This is a genomic window from Romboutsia sp. (assembly GCF_035470145.1).
In the GTDB taxonomy this organism is placed as follows: domain Bacteria; phylum Bacillota; class Clostridia; order Peptostreptococcales; family Peptostreptococcaceae; genus Romboutsia_D.
The window spans coordinates 1-4,251 of the sequence record NZ_DATIRC010000394.1 but is presented as its reverse complement, the minus strand read 5'-3'; the positions used below and the strand labels follow the sequence as shown (position 1 = coordinate 4,251).

At 30.0% G+C, this 4,251-nt stretch carries 3 protein-coding genes and 1 pseudogene; all 4 read left to right on the top strand.

Going from position 1 to position 4,251, the window contains the following annotated elements; all coding sequences use genetic code 11:
• Positions 1–203, top strand: a pseudogene (locus VLM92_RS15675) (MATE family efflux transporter); the annotation flags it as partial.
• A 246-nt stretch (positions 204–449) separates the two neighbouring features.
• Entirely contained in the window at positions 450–1,841 is a 1,392-nt protein-coding gene (locus VLM92_RS15670) for a TldD/PmbA family protein (RefSeq protein WP_325277257.1), read from the top strand.
• 3 nt (positions 1,842–1,844) lie between these two features.
• Positions 1,845–3,188: a TldD/PmbA family protein gene (locus VLM92_RS15665; RefSeq protein WP_325277256.1), complete on the top strand. Its 1,344-nt coding sequence runs from the start codon at positions 1,845–1,847 to the stop codon at positions 3,186–3,188.
• Positions 3,189–3,441: 253 nt separating this feature from the next.
• Positions 3,442–4,251: aldehyde dehydrogenase family protein (locus VLM92_RS15660; protein ID WP_325277255.1), on the top strand; the 810-nt coding region annotated here is incomplete at its 3' end.

Here is a 4,251-nt window from a genome sequence, read left to right as displayed (position 1 = left end):
CAGGTTCAAGGGTACCACTTGCTTATTTAATATCAAAACCAGAGTTAATGGGATTAAACGGTGTATGGTGGAGTATTACTTTAACTAGTATATTAAAAGGGATTTTAATGATAAGTATATTTATATGGTTACTAAAAACAGGAAAGTTATATAGCATTTTTAAGGATAAAAATAATTTAAACACAGAGCCTTTAAAAGAATAAAACAGAAAATATATTATCAGAAAATATCAATATATCATCATAATAAAGCATATAAAATAAATTCTAATAGCAAATATACAATACAGATTTAAATCAAAGAGAGTATCTCAATATGTTTTTTAAAATATTAAAAGAGATACTCTCTTTTTAATATTTTAATTTTATATAAAAATTTATTCTAATTGGCTAAATTTACCTTATAATAATTATAAGAGAAAGTTTTAAAAAGTGATTGGAGGGCAATATATGATTTCAAAAGAAGTAGCATCAAAAGTACTAGAAAAATGCTTAGTTACTGGTGGTGATTTTGCTGAAATATTTGAAGAAGATACTATAACTAATTCAATAGGATTAATAGATGAAAAAATAGAAAATGCACTTGGTGGTAGAAACTATGGTGTGGGTATAAGAATTTTTAAAGAATTTAAAAGTGTTTATGCATACACCAACGATAATAGTTTAAATTCACTTTTAGATACTGCTCATAAAGCAGCATTAGCACTTGGAAATTTAAGAGAAGACATAAGTGTTGTATTAAATGAAACTAAAATTATTACAGATATAAACCCTATAAAACTTTATCCAAATGAAGTAGGATATGATAAAAAAATTGGTGTTATGAAAACTGCATATAAAAGTGCAAAAGATTACAGCACTGATATATCACAAGTAAGTGTATCTTATAGTGATAAGGATCAAAAAGTATTAATAGCTAATACTGAAGGTTTATATGTAGAAGATAGAAGAATAAGAACCAGGCTAGGAATAAGTGCAGTAGCATCTAAAGGAAGTGAAAATCAAACAGGATTTGAAGGGCCTGGTGGATGCAAGGGGTTTGAAATTTTTGAAGAAATTGACCCTGAATATTATGGAAAAGAAGCTGCAAGGGTGGCACACACTATGTTAAATGCTAGAAACTGTCCAGCTGGAAATATGATGGTTGCTATTGACAATGGATTTGGTGGGGTAATTTTCCATGAAGCTTGTGGTCATTCACTAGAAGCAACTGCTGTTGCTAAAGGAAATTCTGTATTTGCAGGAAAGCTTGGACAACAAATTGCATCAACTAAAGTCACTGCAATAGATGATGGAACCTTACCTAATCATTGGGGTTCATCTAATATTGATGATGAAGGTAACCCTACTCAAAGAAATGTATTAATAGAAAATGGAATACTAAAATCATATATGATAGATAAATTAAATGGAAGAAGAATGAATATGGCACCTACTGGTAGTTCTCGTAGACAAAGCTATAAATTTGCTCCAACTTCAAGAATGACAAATACATACATTGCATCAGGAGAAGATAAGCCAGAAGATATAATAAAATCAATAAGTGATGGACTTTATGCAAAGAAAATGGGTGGGGGATCAGTAAATCCTGTAACTGGAGAATTTAACTTTGCTGTATCTGAAGGATATTTAGTTAAAAATGGTGAAATAACTGAACCTGTAAGAGGGGCTAGTTTAATAGGTAAAGGTAGCGAAGTTTTAATGAATATAGATATGGTTGGAAATAACTTAAAGCAAGCTCAAGGTATGTGTGGTTCATCATCAGGAAGTATACCGACTAACGTAGGTCAACCAATGATTAGAGTAAAAGAAATTACTGTTGGTGGAAGATCGGAGGAATAAGATATGGAATTTAATAGTTTTAAAAAGATGTTACTTAAAAAAGGTCTAGAAGTAGGATTTGAAGAATGTGAGATTTATTATAGTCAAGGTGAAAGTTTAAGTATAAGTGTTTATGAAGAAGAAGTGGAAAAATATAATCTTGAAAAGTCTTTTGGTTTATCATTTAGAGGTAAAATAAATGGAAAAATTGGATATTCATATACTGAAATAATGGATTTTGAAGCGTTAAATATGTTAATTAAAAATGCAAAAGAAAGTGCATTAAATATTGAAAGTGATGATGTTCAGTTTATATATGAAGGAGACAAAACTTACGAAAAGGTAGATACTTATTCAGAGGAACTTGAAAATATAGATGCAAGTAAAATGATAGAATTATGTTTAGATATGGAAAAACAAGCAAAGTTATATTGTAAAAAGGTAGTAAATATTGGTGGATGCAAAATATCCTATAATTCTTCAAGTCATGGAATTTACAATACTAAAGGTTTAGAACTTACTAATAAAAGTAATTTACTTATGGCTTATGTAGTTCCTGTAGTAGAAGATGACGGTGATAAGCAAGATGGAGTAGGATATGTAATTGCAAAGAGTTTAGATGAAGTAAAGCCAAAGGCTATTGCAAAACAAGGTGTTGAAGAAGCTTTATCTAAGTTAAATGGAAGAAGTATATCATCAGGAAATTATAAAACTATAATATATAATGAAGCTATGGTGTCACTTCTTGATACATTCTCTGGTATATTTAGTGCAGACTGTGCTCAAAAGGGATTATCTTTATTAAAGGATAAAGAAGGAGAAATTATATCATCACCTATAGTTACTATAGTTGATGATCCACTTTTAGATGATGGTTTATCATCTACTCCTTTTGATGATGAAGGTGTGGCTACATTTAGAAAGGAAATAGTATCAAAAGGTAAGTTAACTACTTTACTTCACAACTTAAAAACTGCACATAAAGCAAATATGAAGACTACTGGTAATGGATTTAAAGCTTCATACGCTTCACAAGTTGGTGTAGAGCCGAGTAATTTATATATTGAAAACGGTGAAAGTTCAATAGATGAACTTATGAAAATAGTTGATGAAGGTATTATAGTAACTGATTTTGCAGGTCTACATTCAGGAGCTAATCCTATAACTGGAGATTTTTCATTAGCTGCTAAAGGATTTTATATTAAAGATGGGATAAAGACATTCCCTGTAGAACAAATAACTGTAGCTGGAAACTATTTTGATTTATTAAAAAATATTGAGGTTGTAGGAAATGATTTGAAGTTTCCTATGAGTAATGTGGGTTCACCTTCACTTATAGTTAAGGAGTTATCAGTTGCAGGAAAGTAAAAAAAAATAATAATACTATAAATTATATAATTATAAAAAGTAAGAGAGCTAAGCTATTTGTTTAGCTCTTTTTGTATATACATAAATCAAAATGTAAAAAATTATTACGCAATAAAAAATGTTACAAAAAAAATTAGACTTTTCAGAAAATTATCTTTACTTAAATTTGTCCAAGGGACTACAATCTACATACAGGATGATATATTAGGCACTAATAAAAATAAAATTATATAAAATTGGGGGAGGCATATAAATGCAAGCAAGAGAATATGTACTAGATTTAATACAAAAGGCACGTATAGCTCAAAAGGAATTTGAAAAATTCTCTCAAGAACAAGTAGATGAAGCAGTTCGCGCTATAGGTAAAGCAGTATACGATAATGGAGAAATGTTAGCGCGTATGGCAGTGGATGAAACTCAAATGGGAGTTTATGAAGATAAAATAGTTAAAAATAAAGGTAAATCAAAAGCTGTTTGGAACAAACTAAAAGGAGCTAAAAGTAGAGGAATCATTAGATATGTAGAAGAAGAAGGAATTGTTGAAGTTGCAAAACCAATAGGTGTTGTAGGAGCAGTAACTCCAACTACTAATCCAACTATGACTCCAATGCATAATGCTATGATAGCTCTAAAAGGTGGAAATGCATTAGTTATATGTCCACATCCAAGAGCAAAAAATACAGGATTAAAAACTGTAGAGTTAATGAGAGAAGCTCTAAAGGCAGTAGGAGCTCCACAAGATTTAATTCAAATAGTTGATGAACCTAGTGTAGAAATATCTAATTTAGTAATGCAATTATCAGATGCATGTATATCAACAGGTGGTCCTGGAATGGTAAAAGTTGCATACAGTAGTGGAAAACCTGCTTTTGGTGTTGGTGCAGGAAATGTACAATGTTTAATAGATAAAGATGCAAAAGTAGAAGAAGTAGTACCTAAAGTAATAAAAGGTAGAATATATGATAATGGTATATTATGTACTTGCGAACAAAGTGCAATATGTCCAAAAGATATGTATGATGATTTTATAGAGTTATTAGTACAACAAGGAGCTTATTATATA